Origin of the sequence: Pontibacillus chungwhensis BH030062, from assembly GCF_000770675.1 — a bacterium.
Classification (GTDB): domain Bacteria; phylum Bacillota; class Bacilli; order Bacillales; family BH030062; genus Pontibacillus; species Pontibacillus chungwhensis.
Genome location: NZ_AVBG01000002.1, coordinates 1 through 18443, shown reverse-complemented (window position 1 = coordinate 18443; position 18443 = coordinate 1). Strand labels below are relative to the sequence as shown.

16 protein-coding genes and 1 pseudogene are annotated in these 18443 nt (G+C 34.7%); 12 read left to right on the top strand and 5 right to left on the bottom strand.

The window, feature by feature from the left end; all coding sequences use genetic code 11:
- Positions 1 to 2 precede the first annotated feature (2 nt).
- From N780_RS02960 to N780_RS02950, 3 genes are all read left to right on the top strand, one after another.
- Positions 3 to 458, top strand: a complete 456-nt coding sequence (locus tag N780_RS02960) for a hypothetical protein (protein ID WP_036779921.1) — start codon at positions 3 to 5, stop codon at positions 456 to 458.
- Between the two features lie 32 nt (positions 459 to 490).
- Entirely contained in the window at positions 491 to 3892 is a 3402-nt protein-coding gene (locus tag N780_RS02955; RefSeq protein WP_036779918.1) for an immunoglobulin-like domain-containing protein, read from the top strand.
- 905 nt (positions 3893 to 4797) lie between these two features.
- Positions 4798 to 5349, top strand: coding sequence for a hypothetical protein (locus tag N780_RS02950; protein WP_036779916.1), 552 nt, complete (start codon positions 4798 to 4800; stop codon positions 5347 to 5349).
- A 597-nt stretch (positions 5350 to 5946) separates the two neighbouring features.
- Here the strand turns inward: N780_RS02950 and N780_RS20020 are convergent.
- The 4 genes from N780_RS20020 to N780_RS02935 form a co-directional block, all read right to left on the bottom strand.
- On the bottom strand, positions 5947 to 6606 hold the full coding sequence (locus tag N780_RS20020) for an integrase core domain-containing protein (protein WP_198135824.1): 660 nt from the start codon (positions 6604 to 6606) through the stop codon (positions 5947 to 5949).
- A gap of 129 nt (positions 6607 to 6735) precedes the next feature.
- Positions 6736 to 7029 (bottom strand): hypothetical protein, encoded by a 294-nt coding sequence (locus N780_RS20015; RefSeq protein ID WP_198135823.1) that lies wholly within the window; start codon positions 7027 to 7029, stop codon positions 6736 to 6738.
- 187 nt (positions 7030 to 7216) lie between these two features.
- The gene (locus N780_RS02940) at positions 7217 to 7894 is read right to left on the bottom strand and encodes a hypothetical protein (protein ID WP_036779914.1); all 678 of its coding nucleotides are present in this window, start codon (positions 7892 to 7894) and stop codon (positions 7217 to 7219) included.
- A gap of 426 nt (positions 7895 to 8320) precedes the next feature.
- Positions 8321 to 8821, bottom strand: coding sequence for a hypothetical protein (locus tag N780_RS02935; RefSeq protein ID WP_036779912.1), 501 nt, complete (start codon positions 8819 to 8821; stop codon positions 8321 to 8323).
- Positions 8822 to 8981: 160 nt separating this feature from the next.
- On the opposite strand from N780_RS02935, the gene N780_RS02930 reads away from it, so the two are divergent.
- Entirely contained in the window at positions 8982 to 9194 is a 213-nt protein-coding gene (locus N780_RS02930; RefSeq protein WP_036779909.1) for a WYL domain-containing protein, read from the top strand.
- A gap of 2 nt (positions 9195 to 9196) precedes the next feature.
- On the top strand, positions 9197 to 9541 hold the full coding sequence (locus tag N780_RS02925; RefSeq protein ID WP_036779907.1) for a YolD-like family protein: 345 nt from the start codon (positions 9197 to 9199) through the stop codon (positions 9539 to 9541).
- Between the two features lie 236 nt (positions 9542 to 9777).
- Here N780_RS02925 and N780_RS02920 read toward each other — a convergent pair whose 3' ends face one another.
- The gene (locus tag N780_RS02920; RefSeq protein WP_036779904.1) at positions 9778 to 10221 is read right to left on the bottom strand and encodes a hypothetical protein; all 444 of its coding nucleotides are present in this window, start codon (positions 10219 to 10221) and stop codon (positions 9778 to 9780) included.
- Positions 10222 to 10879: 658 nt separating this feature from the next.
- On the opposite strand from N780_RS02920, the gene N780_RS02915 reads away from it, so the two are divergent.
- The 7 genes and pseudogenes from N780_RS02915 (at position 10880) to N780_RS02890 (ending at position 18088) form a co-directional block, all read left to right on the top strand.
- Positions 10880 to 11830 (top strand): DNA/RNA non-specific endonuclease, encoded by a 951-nt coding sequence (locus tag N780_RS02915; protein WP_036779902.1) that lies wholly within the window; start codon positions 10880 to 10882, stop codon positions 11828 to 11830.
- Positions 11831 to 12319: 489 nt separating this feature from the next.
- Complete coding sequence (locus N780_RS02910) at positions 12320 to 13732, top strand: UvrD-helicase domain-containing protein (RefSeq protein ID WP_036779898.1); 1413 nt, start codon at positions 12320 to 12322, stop codon at positions 13730 to 13732.
- Between the two features lie 9 nt (positions 13733 to 13741).
- A complete protein-coding gene (locus N780_RS02905) occupies positions 13742 to 14020 on the top strand; it encodes a hypothetical protein (protein WP_036779896.1) in 279 nt (92 codons plus the stop codon).
- 11 nt (positions 14021 to 14031) lie between these two features.
- Positions 14032 to 14364 (top strand): annotated as a pseudogene (locus N780_RS20310) (UvrD-helicase domain-containing protein); the annotation flags it as partial.
- Positions 14365 to 14388: 24 nt separating this feature from the next.
- Positions 14389 to 15306 (top strand): topoisomerase DNA-binding C4 zinc finger domain-containing protein, encoded by a 918-nt coding sequence (locus tag N780_RS20305; protein WP_332307801.1) that lies wholly within the window; start codon positions 14389 to 14391, stop codon positions 15304 to 15306.
- Between the two features lie 298 nt (positions 15307 to 15604).
- Positions 15605 to 17140, top strand: a complete 1536-nt coding sequence (locus N780_RS19140) for a hypothetical protein (protein WP_052114857.1) — start codon at positions 15605 to 15607, stop codon at positions 17138 to 17140.
- 174 nt (positions 17141 to 17314) lie between these two features.
- Positions 17315 to 18088 (top strand): peptide arginase family protein, encoded by a 774-nt coding sequence (locus N780_RS02890; RefSeq protein ID WP_198135822.1) that lies wholly within the window; start codon positions 17315 to 17317, stop codon positions 18086 to 18088.
- The last annotated feature ends 355 nt before the right edge of the window (positions 18089 to 18443 follow it).

Here is an 18443-nt window from a genome sequence, read left to right as displayed (position 1 = left end):
ACATGAAACAATCAACGAAATGGATGTCAATATCAGCCATTGCCGCGACGATTGCAATCACCCCTGTACACGCGACAACAGTAGATGCAGCAGAAGTTTCTATTGAGAATCTATCATTCTCTTATGATGGTCAAGACCTTTATAAGTCTTATAATGATTTCTCGAGAGCACTTATTACTAAAAGTGGCGGTATGTACAAGTTCGTATCTGAGCAGGATCCGGTTATCCAGTCTATTGGTTTAGGGGATGGCACGTATGTTGATTATACGAAATTCGCTAAACAGGTCATTACGACGTCTAAGGATCCTCTTACTATCCTAGAGGAACTTTCTCAGGACCCTGAAAGTACTGTTCCATCTAGTGACGTTTCAAATTACGAGGAAATCACGGGATTCGATCCTGAAGGTGTTCCTTATACAGGCGAAGCAGTCGTACCTGTAGTGACAGACATTTACTAAAGAGATAAATATTCCAAGGAGGAATTTTAACTATGAAGAAGAGCCAAATTAAAGTTATGACATCAGCGGCTTTAGCAGCAGCAGTAGCAGTTCCAGCAGCAGCAGCGGTACCAGCAGTAACAGTAGACGCAGCAGAGGTAACTGTAGAGTATGTAGCAATCGAAGTAGACGGCACTGTAACGGTTGTAACATACGAAGATCTTGCTAAGCAGTCTATCAAAGGTAGTGGCGATGTATACAACCTACTACAAGAAGGTGAAATCGTATCTGTAGGTGTTGATGAAAATACATTTGTTAGCTATGAGGCACTAGCTAAAGCTGTTATCACAACAGACGATAAAGATACGTTCGAAATTCTTGCAGAATTAATTCTTGACGAAACAGCACTTGTTCCAGTACCTGGAGATAAAGAAGCACCAGTTCTAACACTTGACGGTGAGTCTACTATTTCTCTTGAAAATGGTGGAGAACTAACTCTTCCAACTGTAACAGCTACAGATAACGTTGATGAGGAAGTAGAAGTAACTTCTGTTATCACTGATTCTGAAGGTAATACAGTAGAAGAAATTGACACAACAGTAGCTGGTACATACACAGTTACTTACACAGCAACAGATGCAGCAGGCAACGTATCTGAAGAAGAAGTTGTAACAGTAGAAGTAGCTGAAGCAATTACTGTTGACTCTGTAAGTGCGATTGACGCTACGACTCTAGAAGTTACTTGGTCTAACGGTGAGACTACTGAAGTAACTCTTGAAGAAGCTCTTCTTGACGGTGCAACTACAGTATCATTCTCTTACGACGGTGAAGAGTACACAGATGTAGAACTTTCTGAAGCTTATGTAGCTCCTGATACTGAAGCACCAGTTGTAACAGTAGACGGTCTTACAACTGACTCCACTGTATTCGGTTCTTCTCTAACATTCTCTGTTGATGCTACAGACAACGTAGACGAAGAAGTAACTCCAGTAGTTATGTTCGGTGACGAAGAAGTTGATATGAACGAAGACGGTACTTACACTGTTGAACTTACAGAGGGCGAAAACACAATCTCTGTTAAAGCAATGGACGCAGCAGGTAACGAAACAGAAGTTCAAGACTTCACTGTAAGCTATGATGCTTCTGTAACAAATGCAACTGAAGCGGTAGTAGCTTTTGAAGATACTTCAATCGAAACATTCGCTGATGTAGCTACAGCAACAGATGCTCAAACATCTGCTGAAGAAGCAATTGCTCTTGTAGCTGATGAAGAAGTACAAGCTGAACTTCAAACTCGTGTAGATGCTCAAACTGAAGCTAATGCTGAAACACTAGAAGCTGTTGTAGATGCAGTAAACGCTGCAACGAATCAGGTTCAGTTAAACAATGCACTTGCATTCTTTGATGGTGTTGATACTGATCTACTTGTAGAGTATGATACAGCAATTGGTACAGCTGATTCAGTAGAAGGTATTCAAACTGCTATTAATGAAGTTAACTTCTTAGATGCATTTGTTGAAGCAGCACCAGCATCGGCAACTAATTCAAATGAAATCAATCAATTGGCGCTTAATGATGCATTTGAGTATGCAGTAGAAAACGAACTTTTAACAAATGTTGATTTGGAAACATTCTTTAATGCATATGTTTCTAATGCTGTAGCACTGACAAATGACGTTACTTCTGTTGAAGAAGTTCAAACGTTAGTAATTGATCCTGCAGAAGAAAATCTTGTAACTAGTGCTGTAAGTGCAGTAGAAACTGCTGAAGCATTTGAAGGAGACCTTGCTCAAACTGCAACTGAAATTGAAACTGCTCAAGATGCAATCGACCTTGTACCTGCTAATGCAACTGACGAAGATGGTGAGCTAATAAAACCTGCTCTTCAGGAACGTATTGATAACGTACAGGTTGTTTACAATGTTAAAGATACAGACAATCAAATTGAACTTCTAGCAGCATTAGAAGCTGGTTTTGACCGTGTAAACGCTGATTGGATTGGTAATTATGATGGTAGTGTTGATGCAAACACTGTAGCAGCTATTCAAGATAACATTGATGCAGTTAACCAGACGCAACTTCTAGCTGTAGTTCAAGGTGCAGAAATGACACTTGATAGTGATTCAGTTGAAGATGCTCGTACACTTGTAACTGCGTTTGCTGAAGATGCAGCAGAAGGCGAAATCGGACCAAAGGAATATGCCCTTGATATTCTTGAACTAGAAGACGCTAAAATCGCTGTAAATGAAGCATCTACAAATGCTGATCTGAAAGCTGCACTTGAAAGCTTAGATGAGCTTGAAAACAGTTTAGTTGAAAAGTATGAGGGAATAACTAAAGATCAGCTAGTTGCAGGTCTAGCTTCTGAAGCAGTCTTTACAGATGAGCTTGATCTTGAAACAGTACTTGATTCTGAACTTGCTAACTATAGAGCTGAAATTGAAGCTGAAGAAGTTGATGATAAGAACCAAGCTAGTGATATTCAAGCAATCATTTCTAGTGTGAATGATCAGTTTGGTAGTTTTGCTGCTTTCGGTGATGAGCCTACAACGGTAGAAGCTTCCAATACTGCTGCACCTACGATTAAAGTACAAGCTCTTGAAGTTGATGGTGATAATGACTCTGATTACGCTACGGAAGACCTAAGCGTTGATGTAACTATAGACGGAGAAACAAAAACTTACACAGCGGCATTCAGTGGTGGAGTTTTAGAACTTTCTGGTAAATCATTTGATCTTTCAGAAGTTCAATCAACAACTGCTGATGTTCAATTCGACATTGGTGAAGAATCTTACCAAGTAGAAGTTCCACTTGAAGTGACTTCTGGTAACATTAATGCAGGTGAGTCTACATTAGTTTTCAATAATGATCCTGCTGAATACGTGTCAGGTGATACAATTGAAATGACTGTTACACTTCAAGATGCGAACGGTACTTTAGTAACTAAAGATGACGGTACTTACGCATCAACAATTAATGTTGATGGTGATACTTACTACCGTAATGTAACAGTTGAAGATGGGGTAGCTACAATAAGTGTTCCTGCTCGTACTGCTGTAACTAGCGGAGATGTATCAGTAAAAATTGCTGGGGTAACTATTACTGAAGCTGATGTTATCACTATTGAAGAAGGAACTGCTTCTACTCTTGATGTAGCTTTTGATGATGCTAATGACGAATTTACTTTAACTGTATCAGATGGAGTGAATACACTTGATGGCTATGATGACGATAAGCTAGTTAACTTCGAGGTAGTAGATGAAGATGGTTCTTCAGTTGCGAATGCAATTGTAAATGCTGATTCTGAAGGAAATCTAGTTGTAGATTTTGAGAATGGTGTGGATAACCAAAGTATTGCATTAGCTGACAGCATTGCTGATGGTGAGTACACAGTAACAGTAACCGTTGATGGTTTAACTGATACTCTAACTTTTGATGAAACAACTACTCCTTAATAAAACTAAACGAAACGTTACTTTATAAGTTCATGAATCTATGAACGAAATAAGTAGAGATATTGACCTCAAGGATGGCTTTACAAAAGTTATATCCTTGGGGTTTTTTCTTTAACTGGAACATCCATTTATTAGGTGAGATTCCTGATCATAACAACAGCTTCCAAGTTATGTGTCTAATCCTCCTGCATCCAATGAGACTCTAACCGGTCAAAGGGGTGAAGTCAGGTGAAGTCGTACTCAAGATATGAGGCGGGACTCTTTAAAAGGTGGCTATGGCTAGGAGACGAATCCATGTTGATCCCATTACAGCTAGCAAGTCCTATGTAAAACTGGGCTAGGGGTTTAGGACTTTCCTTATGATTTTTAATAATTATAAGCTTTTCGGTACAATTCAAGCTGTTAAACGAAAAGTTCTGTTATGGAATAGTGGGAGCCTAAGGTCATCAAAAAAAGGGATGGGTGTAGTGGAACGTTTGAAGTCTTACTAGATGAGGTTGGTTAGAACCATAGAGGCTAGGAAGGTCGCAGCGGATTCATAGTAGTGTAGATGGCTGACCGTTTGAATTTGTACGGTAACGTGCGAAGAGGAGAAAATCAGTCGGAGCGAAGGAATCCAGTCAGTGGTGTACTCTTAGAGTCCCTTAATAATGTTAAGTCCTGTCATTTAATAATGGCAGGACTTCTATTCATTACTATATGTAAGATAATAAAAATCGTTAAGGGTAAGACCATTGACGGATCGCCGAGTGCGGTGAAAGTCGCTTGCTTGGTGAATACTCGTTAAAAATCCTTTTGAGGAATAAGGCGAGAATAGCTATACGGGATTACAATTACAAACATCTTTGCTTAATGCTATGCAAGTGAGAAATTATGAATCTAATGACACATGGGATGATGGAATAGTGGTAGAGGATTCAGTTCGCCAAGGGTGGATAGAAAACAACGTGGATTTCTTGTTAAAACCTAATTCATCATATCAAATTGGTTTCGCTGAGGATGTAACTTCTTCCCTTAGTGATCAAACTGTTAGTGTATTTTTGGATTCAGTTTCTAGTGAAGATGCTCAAGTTGCATATGAAGACTATAAAAGCCATCCTAATATTTCAGATCGTCAATTTCTAGAACAACTAGCAGTAAAGAATGCTGTAACACAGATTAATGAAGGAAGCGCAAGTGGATATGGTGGGTATTTATTAGAAACATTGAACCTCACATTTAATAGTGACACAGGGACATTTAGTGAATCAACTGAAAAGAAGCCAATTGCTTATGTAGATATTAATAATGGCAAGGTTACGATGAGAGACGCAGCAGAGGTTGAACAAAATAATGCTACTATCCCTGGATTAAGAATTACCACACCACTTTCAGACCGAAGAGTTATCTTAAATTACAAAATTAAAGGTGAAAATTATACTATAGGAGTATGGTTAGGTGTTGATGAGGTCTTCTAGCATATAGTCCAATCAGTTTGGGACCAGTGAAAAAGGTAATTTCTCATTGTAAAAAGCAAATCATCTATTGTATATAGATGGTTTGCTTCTTTTGATTGTCGCCTTCAAACGTTTAGTTGTTTTGAGTAAGGTTTGATTTTTTAAGCGATTATCTTTTAAGTATGATATTAAACACTGAGAACGTGAGTCATCTTTAATTTGATGTCGTTAACGTTTCCCAGAAGGTCTAGTGGTCCCGGAATAAAAGTTAGTCCGTAGATACCTTGGTGAAGTTGGCTAGTCTTGCAACTTTAATATTAAGAAGTGGCTTAATTTTGGAACAGGAAAACATTTAACAATAAAATGAATTAAATGTGAATCATGATGGAAGTAGTGAATGAAGAGGACCCCTGTCGGCTTCAAAAATTAAATCCGACAAAAAATGAGGTTCAAATCTATCATTATTGTCTGAAATTGTAGATTGATAGTATTGTTTGAAAGAAAATATGTAGATAGCTGATGGGGAGAATGAGTTGGGTTCGGAAAGATGGCATACAAAATAAACCTTTTCAAAGTGATATTTCAAAAAGGCTAAGATCGTTCGGATATTATATGGAACTAGGAGACTCTTTTGTAGGTATGGTATAAGCCACCAAATACAGGAGTCTCTTTTAATTTGCTATTTTCTACACTAATTGGCAAATAGGTTGGACAGAGATTAGGTGTCTTCCTGTTGATACCTTGATGTGTGCGATCATTGTTGTAGTAAAGAATATATTCCGCTAGTTTCTTTTCTAAATGTGTATCATGTAGTGGAATTAGATAATCCAGCACTTCTCTTCTCAACGTACCATTTACTCTTTCTACATAAGCATTTTGCCATGGAGAACGATAAGAAGTCGGCTTCGATCGAATACCGGTGATCTTTAAAAAATCTTGAATTTCTCTGGACCGGAAAACAGGATCATTATCATGAATAAGGTACTTAGGCTTTTGGCCATATGGTGTTGCATTGCGTAATTGTTGTTTCACCCACGATGAATTAGGATTCTTTGTAACCCCGAACTGAATAATTTTCCGAGTCTTATGGTGAATGATGACAAACACATATAAGATCTCCATCTTGATGGTAGGAACAGTTACAAAGTCCATAGCCCATGTCTCTGAAAGATGGTTATGTATAAATGTTTTCCAAGAATCGAGCTGTTTATTGGTTGGGGTATTACGGATATTAGGAAGGTACTTAGCGATGGTGTTAGGAGCTGGGACATTTTCCAATCCCAAAAGCGCCAGTTGGTCATGAATCTTTTCCGGCGAATGTAAGGGGTTTTCTTTATGTACTCTTTTGATTGTCGAAATCCATTCGTTTGATAATGTAGGCCGACCGAGTTTTTGTGATTTACGTTTTCAAAACCGTTTAAAGGCTGTACGATGCCATTTAATCACAGTTTCGGGATTCACAAGGATGAGGTGATTTTTCCAACCACTATGTATCTTCGAAAGAATAACCCATAACTGCCTGAAGGATTGGTTTGGTCTTGGCTTTGGTAGCTGACTCTTTTGATAATGATGGTGATAAATGGACAGCTGGCTTTTGAGTGCAATATTTTCTAATCGAAGTTCATGTGAACTCTTGAAGTGAAGCTTTACGAATTGTAAGAGAAATGCTAATATGCTTAGAAAACTTTGTATGAAATTCATTTTGTAACTCCTAATTTTTAGTAAGCATAATAAGATAAAGCAGGAGATTTTGCAAGAAATTAGTATGTTTTTAATTCTTCAATGGAGAATGAGGATAGTTGAGATAAGATAGTGGAGATGATAGGAGCTCATGAGGTGTTTTTATTATTAAAAAAACGCCCGCTAAACTGGGCGTTTTTAGATAATTCTATTGAGATTTCTCTTCTGGTGTATCATTATTTTGATGAAAAGAAGTATTCATATAGGATTTAAGATATTTAACATTACCTACTGAGTATACTTCTTCAATCTTTTTCGAGAACAACTCAATATGTTCTGTAAAATAATTCTTTACATCCACCCCTCGTACTTGCAAAAAGCAAATTCCTAAGTCATAGTAGTGTTGCTTCTTTTGGCGGTCGTTAATCTGGTTTGAAGGTTCATTGTGAACTTTCCCCTGAACGTCAATCAAAAGTACGATATTACCTTCAAAGTCCTTTAGGGTTAAATCCACTTCATAAAATCCATTTACCTCCTTTAAATTGACAGAAATAAGAAGGGGATTCCAAATGAATGTTGCAGCATAATAAACAACCACTTCAGTCGGGGATTTAAATTTATCCCAACTACTTAGGAACTCCTTAAGACCCAATACTTTAACCAGTTCGCGAGTACATAACATCATCTTGACATAATCTTCTTTGGTCATATTAAATTCAGAGCAATGTTTACGTTTTAGCTGCTGGTGCTTTTTCTCTAACATTGGGATATCTGGATCCTTGCAGTGCGTGTCAAAGTGTGCAACATAAATCCAATACGCATCGCTTGAACACTCACGATAATATTTGACCATCTCTCCATTTAACTTTTTCTTATTTTTTACCATTCTCTGCTTCCTTTCGGTCCAGGAAAACAAAGATGCCCTACCGAAAGGAAGCCCAAGGTGAGGGGCTCCAAACAGTAGAGCATCAACCTGGCTCTATTTAGTTTTTAATTTTATCAAAGGCCTATATCTTATCTTGCCTTTGTTATTATTTATGCAGAGGCTAATGGTGATATGACAAAGCCCGTTTCTTTTTATGAAGAGAATTTGATCAACATTTTATTTTTAGCCCTTTGACTGAATACATTAGCGTTACTGCAGAACTAAATAGCTATACATTAATCGTTTAATTTATAAAATATTGTCTGAAAGAATCTACATTATATATACTCTTCCTTCTGAATCAAAGTCCGTTTTACATTATTTAGTAAAAGTCCCTTTTAACCGAACCCTTCATCTTAAATTTGGTGGAAGAGATTATTAAATTGTTCAAGGCATCTTTATACCTAACTGTTGTTTCAGACGAAAGGAGAGGTTACGGATATCAGCGTCCATGAAATGTTCTTCATAAGAAGGATTTTTCTCAGCCCTTTCAAATATGCTGTGGAGATCTGTTTGTAGCTCTTTATAATCCTCAGAAACAGCCTCCTTGTATGCTAATCTCGCCCAAGCTTTAGCGTATTTTAAAAAGTCACCTAAATGTGCCTTAGCTCTTTGAAGAGCTAGTTCATCGTTGCCACAGAGCTTGTGTATGTATTCTAACATCATTGAATCAACAGAACAGATTTGTTTTACTGGTGATCCGTTATCGTACTGAATATCTTTGACCGGATTGCTGTCAGGAGAAACAAAAGATTTATACCGTATCACACCTCTTTCTTCAATGAGAAAATGCTTCTTTGTATAATCCTCCTTTATGGCTGCTACAGCCACTTCTTCTATAAATCTTTTTTCATCTGCTTGCAAGTAATGATTATAATATTGTTTCACTGGTCAGTATCCCTCCTTACCGAAATGTTTCTTCTTTAATATTTAAATCCCCTTCAATATATTGGAATTGTGCAGAAATTGAAAAACTGTATTTTAATTTTAAGCAATTATGGTTATAATGAGAACAAATGTTCGTATAATTGTGTAAGGAGGGATGACCATGGATGGAATGCTAGAAAACGCAAAACAAAATCGAGAGACACTTGAAATGATTTACTTATCAAAAGATGGCCAACTTTCTCAGAGGAATATAAGGATCCTGAATGCAGGAGAGGCGTATATCTTAGCTTATTGTTATAATCGAAAAAAGGTAAGGAAGTTTAACCGTAGCAGTATTCTTTCCATTGGTCCTATCCGGAAGAAGGTGGGATAACCATGACTGACGACCGATTACGAGATAGAGGGACCATTAAATGGACTTCGTTAATGCTTCCAGAGCATGTAGAGATGTTAAAAAAAGTATGGAAAGAGGATGAGCGTGTAGAGAAAGGGTTACTTGCCGAAGATCAAGCTGCGGAGATTGACTTAAAGTTGAGGTTAGCCTTTAAAGATGATCTAACTGTTGAAGTAAAATTTCACAATGGAACTAATTATACTTCTGATAAAATTAAAGTGTTAGATATTGATACGACGGCCGGGAAGTTAGTTGGTAGAGCTATTCGTTCAAAAGAAAGCATTAATATTATGTTCGTGGATATATTAGAGCTGTATATTATATAAATTAGAAAACAGGTCTAAGTCAAAGTAGTTTGTTTTTGTGGGGAAATATTCGAAATAGCAACCTAATTAGCAGACCAAATCACGTATGATTTGGTCTCTTTTTCTTGCTTTTTTTCCTCGGTTATTGGATATTAGCGCTAGAGGTATCATACAACATCGTACATTAAACACCATGTTTGGCATTTAAGTCATTGGTTTGAAGAAGTTATAGATAATGAAAGTTTATTAAATTAATCCTACTCTAATTTTGTATAGCTGCCTGTTTTTTTATTTATATCATGTAATAATCGTACGACCTCTGAAAATCCAATAATCAACACTCCAGATACTAATGTACTTAAAAACCATGTGAAGAAGATTGTAAAATTAAACTGTGTTTCATGGTCGAATGCGCCTTCAGCTTCTCCTTGACTAAAGACAATTCCACAAATAAATCCCGCAACAATCTGTATAATACCTATTGCTAATAATAATTTTGCTATTACATTTTCTTCAGATTCTGGGAAATTTGTTTCGGTATTCATGACCTCAATTTTAGTTTCTTCTTTATCTTTTAAAGACTCGTTTTCTTCAAGAGTTTTATAATCTTTCTTATCATTACGTTCACCATTCTTTAGAATGAAAATTGTAATAAGTACAACAATAGTCGCAATACCCATAAAAATGAGAGTTGAGTTCATAATATCCTCCTAAAATAATGAATTTTTTAATTTTCACCTACGTGTTTCATGGCTTGATTACTGTACCGTTCATTTTAAGTGTGGATGTATCCTCAGTAATTTCTAAAAGATTTTTATATTATCTTTGAGAACGTTAAATAATTTACAACAAAATAAGTATTTAGACTATATTGAACTTAAAAAATAAATGCTTATTTTTGATTTTATTCGCCCCTTCTATCTTAATTCCTCTAAATTGAAAAGCTTATGTTTAAGGACATTTATTAGGTTGTGAAGTACAAAACACAATGGGGGTAATATAACTAACGGAGCATTAGTTAAAATCGATGAAATAGGACGGCACATATTAGATAGGTCTAACGTGTGCCGTCCTATTTATATCAAATATTCCACCTATAACAGTTATTGTTATCGCACGAATTAAGGTGCTAGTTCACTTGTTTTTAACATGCTAAAATCAAAGGATTTATAACATTATGTGGTAAAATGTAATTAATGATTATGATAATTCAGTTCTTCACCTATCTAAGAAAAAAGGGGATGAGGTTGATAATGCTGAAGTTCGTAAAGTAATTGGAACTACCCTTAAGTAAACCTATTTTAACATCCCGAGTTTTTTAGAATGAACAATATGAAACTATTATAGGAGAGTCCTAAAATGAAAATGAGGTATTTTGTTTTATTTTTAACGGTCATCTTTATGGTTGGTTGTACTGAAGTAGAAGATACATTCACTGCAGATAAAGAAACAAGTTCACAAGAAGCAGTTACGGTTAATGCAGATAAAAACGAAGAACAAGAAGAACAAGAAGAGAAAGAAGATTCCACCACTGCGAGTGCTGATGAATCATCAGTAAATGAAACGCCAACCGAAACAAATGATGATCTTTTTTCAGGATACAAACTTATTGAAGTTGATGGTGGTGATTTATCTGGGCATCGCGAATCCAAAGTTGTTGTTGATATTGGTTATGGCGACCGTGAATATTGGGCTTTTACGAATGAGCATGGGCAACTAGTACGTGTCGTTGCAGATGAAATCATTTTACAAGATGACAATAAGGAACCTGTATTATCGTCAGGCCGGTACTATTCTGATGAGGCGAAGGTTCCTGGTGTGGAAAGTGACGTTTTAGATGAAGGGCATGTTATTGCTGATTCTCTTGGAGGGGTATCGAATGCTTATAATATTACCCCACAAGAAAGTACGCTCAACCGACATGGAGATCAAGCCTACATGGAAGACTCCATTCGAAAAGCTGGTGGAGCCACGAATTTTGAAGCCATCATCACATATCCTAATACGGAAACACAGATACCCTCAAGCTATAAGTATACTTATACTTTAATGGGTAACGAAATCGTTGATACATTTGAAAATGTAAATCCTGATGAAGTAAACGAATCACTCGGTTTAACAGAAAGTGAGTCTTATGATTCAACGAGTTCAAACACAGAACGTGATATTTCTACTATTGATACTAATGGTAACGGACAAGTGACCATTAAAGAAGCAAAAGCAGCTGGTTTTAGTATGCCGATAATGAGTGATCATTGGTTATATCACTATATGCGTGATAATGATGGAGATGGGATGGTTGGAGAGTAAGCTTCTAGATCCTGGAGACAAAAATATATTTTTTGGATGATTTATAGCAACTTGTGAAACGGTGTTTTTACATGGACACCTATAGAAAAAGGCTTATATCATTTGAATTTTTATGTTGAGAATTAAATTTTTTCACTGACAGGTGCGATTGTTTTAACTTTGCGCTATTCTTCACTAAGGAAGCAGTGGGGTTTAAAAGAAAAAGTGATTAGAGGATGTTTGTTCAAGATTACTTGAATTACCATGACATTTTATAAAGACTACTAGGTGCGTTAGTTAAAGAGGAAAGAGCATTTTCCGAAAAGGAATTTGCTTTTTTTTTGGATTATACTTTAACCCAAAGTATGCATCAAGGTATCATATATATTAATTTAAATGACTAAGGCTAAAGTAATAAATAGAATATAGCTGAGATAGAATCCATCTACTATAAGTGGTAAAATAGAAATAGTTGGAATTTTTGAACTACTATAGAAAGGAGGGATTAATGTGCTTGAAAAGCTATATGTACTGTTTAGATTTTTAATATATTCACCTCAAATAAAACGAAACTTAAAAGATTTGGAAAAGAAGATAAATGAATTAAAAGAAAGACAAGCAGAAATACAAGACACAAAAATTATGATTTCAAAGGACTACATAGAAGGGGTAAAGGAAGAACATAGCTCTACAATAAATTACATAGAGCATAGGGATTGTTTTGCATTTCATACTAAGGCTCAACAAGTGGCTAAAAATTTATCAGTGGAGAATATTCCAAATAATATTATTTATTTAAAGAATACATACATAGAATTAAGCAACAAATACAATGATGAGTTGGAAAGTTTAATAGAAAAAGTTAAATATATTAACCAGGCTTTGAAGCCATATTATGACGATGTGGAAAGTTTTCATAATGAGATAGCACGTCTTAGACAAGATTATTTCACTAATTCATCAATGCAGAATATTAACGATCAATTTGAAAACATTTTTAACTTCTTCAAGGATACTAAGTATTTAAATAGCGATGTTGAGAAGTTCTTAAAATTATATTCTAATTTATCCTCACTCGTGAGTATATGGAATAAAGAATATGTTAAAGAGCAATTAATAGTAAATAAAGGATTATTCAGCAATGTAGATGGTAAATCTTTAGATCAACAACAAAGAAAAGCCGTTGTTGTTGATGAAGACCACAATTTAGTAGTCGCTGGTGCAGGTGCGGGAAAAACATTAACAATCTCAGGAAAAGTAAAATATCTAGTAGAAAAGAAAGGCATAAAACCAGAAGAGATTTTGTTGGTTACCTTTACAAAAAAAGCTGCAGGTGAAATGGAAGAGAGAATTAGTAAGAGGCTTAATATCAATGTCGTAGCTAGTACTTTCCATAAGTTAGGTATGAACATTATAGGTAAGTTTACAAATAATAAACCAGATGTTCAAGATGAGCCTAGAAAAATAATAAATCAATATTTTGAAAGTAACCTATATGATAACCCAGAGCAGTTAAAGAGAATTATTGAGTATTTTGGTTACTATATCAATGTACCTAAAGACATGGGTGAATTTCAAAACTTGGGTGAGTGCTATGACCACTATAAACAAGTAGACTTTGAAACACTTAAAAGTAAATATGAACAAGACAATTTTATTGATGAAAGTTCACGTAGGCTTAAAGGATATAAAAAGACTTTAAGTGGCGAAAAAGTTAAAAGTCTTGAAGAAGTTATGATCGCAAACTTTCTATTCTTAAATGGTATCACATATAAGTATGAAGAACCTTATAAACACAACACCGCTAATTCTAATAGAAGGCAATACAAACCAGATTTTTATCTCCCTGATTTTGATATTTACATTGAACATTTTGGATTAAATGAGGAAAATCGCGCTCCATGGCTGAACGATTATTATTAGCAAGAGTATTTGGAAGGTGTTCAATGGAAGAGACAAGTACACGCTCAGAACGGAACAACATTAATTGAGACGTTTTCATATTTAACAAAAGAGGGAGCCCTTTTAGATACGTTACGTCAAAAATTGTTGAAAGCTGATGTGAAGTTTCAAGAAGTAGATTTCATTGATATTTTCAATCGAATTTACGATACCGAAAATTCCAATCATTTCACTGAATTCGTGTATTTTGTATCTACATTCATTAACTTAAATCTAACGGCTTTAATTATGAGAAATTTGATGAATTAAAGAAACTAGCTCCTAAAGATCACAGTTTTACATATCATAGGACAAATTTATTTATTGATATTGTAAAACCCGTTTATGAATATTACCAGAGTGTTTTAAAAGAACAAAATCAGATAGATTTTAACGATATGATTAATGAAGCTACAGATTTTGTGAACTCATTTGGAATAATGTTCCCGTATAAATACATCATCATCGATGAGTATCAAGACATATCTGTGAGTCGGTTTAACCTAATAGATTCTATCAAGAAGATAACTAATGCTAAAGTAATGGCTGTTGGAGATGACTGGCAATCGATATTCCGCTTTGCAGGTTCTGATTTAAGTCTGTTTACAAGCTTTAAGCAATACTTTGGGTTTAGTGAAATGTTAAAAATCGAAAATACATATCGTAACTCTCAAGAGCTTATTGACGTTGCTGGTAAGTTCATAATGCAAAACAACCAGCAGATAAGAAAGAACTTAAAGTCATCTAAAAGTGAACAAACTCCTCTAAAGGTAATTAAATATAATGGCCAATATTCAAAAGATAAAGGAACTGACCAAGTAGATGCTGTTATTAAAGTTATAGAACAAATAGTTGAACATTATGGTGAAGATACTGAAATTATGCTACTTGGAAGAACAAATGATGATATCAAGTTCTTAAATCAATACTCAGGTTTTAGAGTTACAAGGGATAATAAACTAACTTATAGTAAGTATCCTAAATTAGCTATGTTCTTTTTAACGGTACACAAATCTAAAGGGTTAGAAGCAGATAATGTAATTATTTTAAACGGCAAAAATGATTTATTAGGTTTCCCGAATCGCATATTGGATGACCCTTTATTGTCCTTAGTACTAACAGATCAAGATCAATACAATTTCGCTGAAGAACGCAGATTATTTTATGTAGCTCTTACTAGAACCAGGAACAAAACGTTTATTTTAGCTCCAGAAGCTAATGAATCAATTTTTGTGAAAGAGTTGATAGATAAGCAGAAGGTTGGACAAGAGTTGGTGAGCGATAGAGTAACTTTAACAAAAAACCCTAAATGTCCTAAGTGTGTCCAGGGTTATCTCGTAACTCGAGAAAATGTCATGCATAAGAGACAGTTTATTGGTTGCAGTAACTATCCTAATTGCGATCATACAATTAATGATGTCAGAGTGATAAATGATCAAGTAATATGTTCAAATTGTAAGGGCTATATGGTAGTGCGGAGTGGGCCTTATGGTGAGTTTTATGGTTGCACTAATTATCCAAGATGTAAAAGTAAGCAGAATTTATCTAGATTATAAGTGGTGATTTTGAAGAGAAGAAGGAATGTGAATTTTAGGGAGGAGGTAGTGGTATGGTCATGACTGGTAACTTCTTCTTATAAATTTATTAAAGATACACTAAGATTAATTTTTACGAGTATTTCTGATTGGAATAGAAAGAAGCCTTATCCTAATACTATTGAGTAAAAAAATTTACTACAATAAAATCTTGATGTACCAATATTCATTAATTGAATAAATTTAGAAATAATATGGCGAAATATAATCGTTTTATCTGATTTAAGAATTTAATAGACATTATCGGGGGAGAGTAAACTTGCTACTAGCAGATAAAGTTAAATGGATTATTAAAGAAAAAAATCGAACTGGACCCAATATGGAAAGAGACATCAACATTGTCCAAACATATTATGGTTTAGGTTCACAGTTGCTACCTACATATCAATCAGTTGCAGATAAATTTGGAATTAGTTCAAGAGAAAGAGTTCGTCAGATTATTAATGGTAAGTTTAGAGATAAAGTGAGCCTTGAAGATATGGCGGAATTATCTCAAATTGCTAACTTTATTAAAAAGAAAGGAGTTATTTTTGTTGATGAACTAATGGAAAGTTTAGTAGAGTCTAGTTTGTTGTCAAAAGAAACTAAAATAGTAGGTTTATTACAACTACTTCATACTTTTAACCTTTGTAAGGAATTTGAATTGTATAATGTAGATTTAAGAAAGCCAACTAATACAGATATTGAAGAGGGTAAACAACTTCTATTAACACATGAAGGTGAGCAAAAATTATTACTAGAGATGTACCAACGAATAAAAACTTACCCTGGAATGCATGGGATTTGTAATTTGTATGATGTTTTTGAAAATGAAAATTTAAATGGAAGTTATTTGCCTATTATAAAAAAACTTATATCGCATTCCGAATACTCCTGGGTCAATCAATCAAATGAAAATCAATATTTTTATTTGTTTGAGAACCGAAGTAATGTAATTAAAAATATGTTGGGAAAGACTTGTAATATTACAAAAAACATACCTATTTACATTTTAGTTGAACTAATTTACAAATATATATCAAAAAGAACACTCACACTAGAACCACCATCAAAAGAAATTATTGAAATTTATATACATAATTCAACATATATGAGCATACAAGGTGGTAATGCCTTTCTAGATTTAGAACCAAAGAAATTAGACCTAATTGAAAAGGACATACTCGATTTTTACAAGAATATTGGTCGAAATACTATTACATATACTGAAGTGAGATCTTATTTAGAGCGTAAAGAATATACTAAGGCATATTATGATAAAGTTTTATTTAGTTCCCCCTTTATCTATATTGATGAGAGCAAAGGTAGAGGAAATTATCAATTCATTCTAGTTAGTAACTTTAATGAATCATCAACTAACGATAAAATGATTGAATATAGTTTGTATAAAGATAAATTAAAAGAACTAAATGGAAAAACAGATAAGCCATATAATGAAATGGTAAGACAGGAGCAGCAAATTTTAAGGAACATGCTTTTTAAGAATAAAAATACTGAAACATGTGCAATTTGTGGAAGGAAATTCTCTGTGAGATCATTAGTGGCTGCACATAAGAAAAAAAGAAAAGATTGTTCTGAATCAGAACGAACTGATCCTCATATCGTATTTCCGTTGTGTCTATTTGGATGCGACTATCTTTATGAAGAGGGTAATATTAGAATTGCATTGGGAGAAGTTATGATTGAACCAAATAATGATCTGCAAGAAACCGAAATAGATTATTTAAACGTCATTAATGGTAATGAAATAGCTAAAAGATGGCAGTTGGGGGAAGAATCTTATTTTCTAAAGTAATATCAAGAACATACACAGTCTTAGTGGCCACGGTGAACTAGCACTTCAAAGAGCTAAGGCACATATTCGTGACTTTTTAAAATACGCTAAGGCATGGGCGAGACCTACAACAATGATCGCACACATCAAGGTATTAACGGGAAAACAGTGTCGAATCTTGGAAAAAGGTGTGAAATGATGAAAGTTTTAGGTGATGATTTAGATGGGGTTATCTATTTTAAAGATAAAAGTATTTATATAATGGATGACCACTCATGGGCTTTTTTTGCATGGGAATTCGAGAGGTTAAAAGGAAATGTTAATGGTGATAGCGCTTTACTTCATTTTGATAATCATTTAGATGACGTACCTGATAGAATTGATGTTAATGGCTTGAAAGATGCTCAAACCAAAGAAGATTTAATCTCCCTCATAGCATCAAAAGAAGAACGTAGGTCGGCTGATTATAGCGGCAAAATTTCAATTGATAACTTTATATGGCCCTCTTTTGTTAGGGGGACTCTTGGTTCAATGTATATAATATCACCTCATAAGCAGGAGAGTTTAGTCAATTGGCTTTTAGCAGAGGAGGAATATGAAGGAGCAAGAAAGGATGATTTTTTTCAATACATACCTAAGGAAAAAATTGAAAAAGTAAAGAGGGTCTACACTTTTGATGAGTTCGATTTAGGAGAATTCAATCAGCTTGCGCAAAATAATTCCAAGATACTGAATATTGATCTCGATTACTTTAACGAATCAGACGATCTATTTGAACCGAGCTTAATGCGGGATAATAAAGTTAAGGGTATTTTGGAACAGCTGATGAACGCTTGTAAATGGGACCTAATTACTGTAGCAATTTCCCCCTTATATTGTGGGGGAGAACCTGAAGCGAGACACTTGCTTCAATTATTTATAGAGAGCGCTGGAATATCTATGGAAGAAGGTGTGAGTGTTAAAGTATAAATATTAGTTATAATATAAAAAAGAGTGTAAATTTGAAAGTCGCTCTCTTATGCTCATGTCTCCTTCGCTGTAGATGTGAACCAAATGAAATGTAATGATCATATGAGGGGTAAACCAATAAACCTGACTTTCAGCTTTCAATTTCCCTTCAATACTATTCTATTTTATAGTGGCAGTAGTTTTCTCGATAATTCTTTATGATAATTTTCGAACCACGAAAGAATGCTGAAGAATTGCAATAAGAAATATAGTGCGAATTCGTAAGTTAATTTAGTGCATTCCTTCAATATCAATGAAAATAAGAGGTTGTAAACGTCAAGTTGATTTTTACACTTTCTGCTCATTGAACTTTTAC

What these genes read in the sequence shown, in the direction of transcription:
- N780_RS02940 (WP_036779914.1), bottom strand. Translation starts at nt 7,894, where the DNA reads ATGGTAAAAAATAAGAAAAAGTTAAATGGAGAGATGGTCAAATATTAT.
- N780_RS02960 (WP_036779921.1), top strand. Translation starts at nt 3, where the DNA reads ATGAAACAATCAACGAAATGGATGTCAATATCAGCCATTGCCGCGACG.
- N780_RS20015 (WP_198135823.1), bottom strand. Translation starts at nt 7,029, where the DNA reads ATGAATTTCATACAAAGTTTTCTAAGCATATTAGCATTTCTCTTACAA.
- N780_RS02920 (WP_036779904.1), bottom strand. Translation starts at nt 10,221, where the DNA reads ATGAACTCAACTCTCATTTTTATGGGTATTGCGACTATTGTTGTACTT.
- N780_RS02915 (WP_036779902.1), top strand. Translation starts at nt 10,880, where the DNA reads ATGAAAATGAGGTATTTTGTTTTATTTTTAACGGTCATCTTTATGGTT.
- N780_RS02955 (WP_036779918.1), top strand. Translation starts at nt 491, where the DNA reads ATGAAGAAGAGCCAAATTAAAGTTATGACATCAGCGGCTTTAGCAGCA.
- N780_RS20305 (WP_332307801.1), top strand. Translation starts at nt 14,389, where the DNA reads ATGTTAAAAATCGAAAATACATATCGTAACTCTCAAGAGCTTATTGAC.
- N780_RS02925 (WP_036779907.1), top strand. Translation starts at nt 9,197, where the DNA reads ATGACTGACGACCGATTACGAGATAGAGGGACCATTAAATGGACTTCG.
- N780_RS02930 (WP_036779909.1), top strand. Translation starts at nt 8,982, where the DNA reads ATGGATGGAATGCTAGAAAACGCAAAACAAAATCGAGAGACACTTGAA.
- N780_RS02890 (WP_198135822.1), top strand. Translation starts at nt 17,315, where the DNA reads ATGATGAAAGTTTTAGGTGATGATTTAGATGGGGTTATCTATTTTAAA.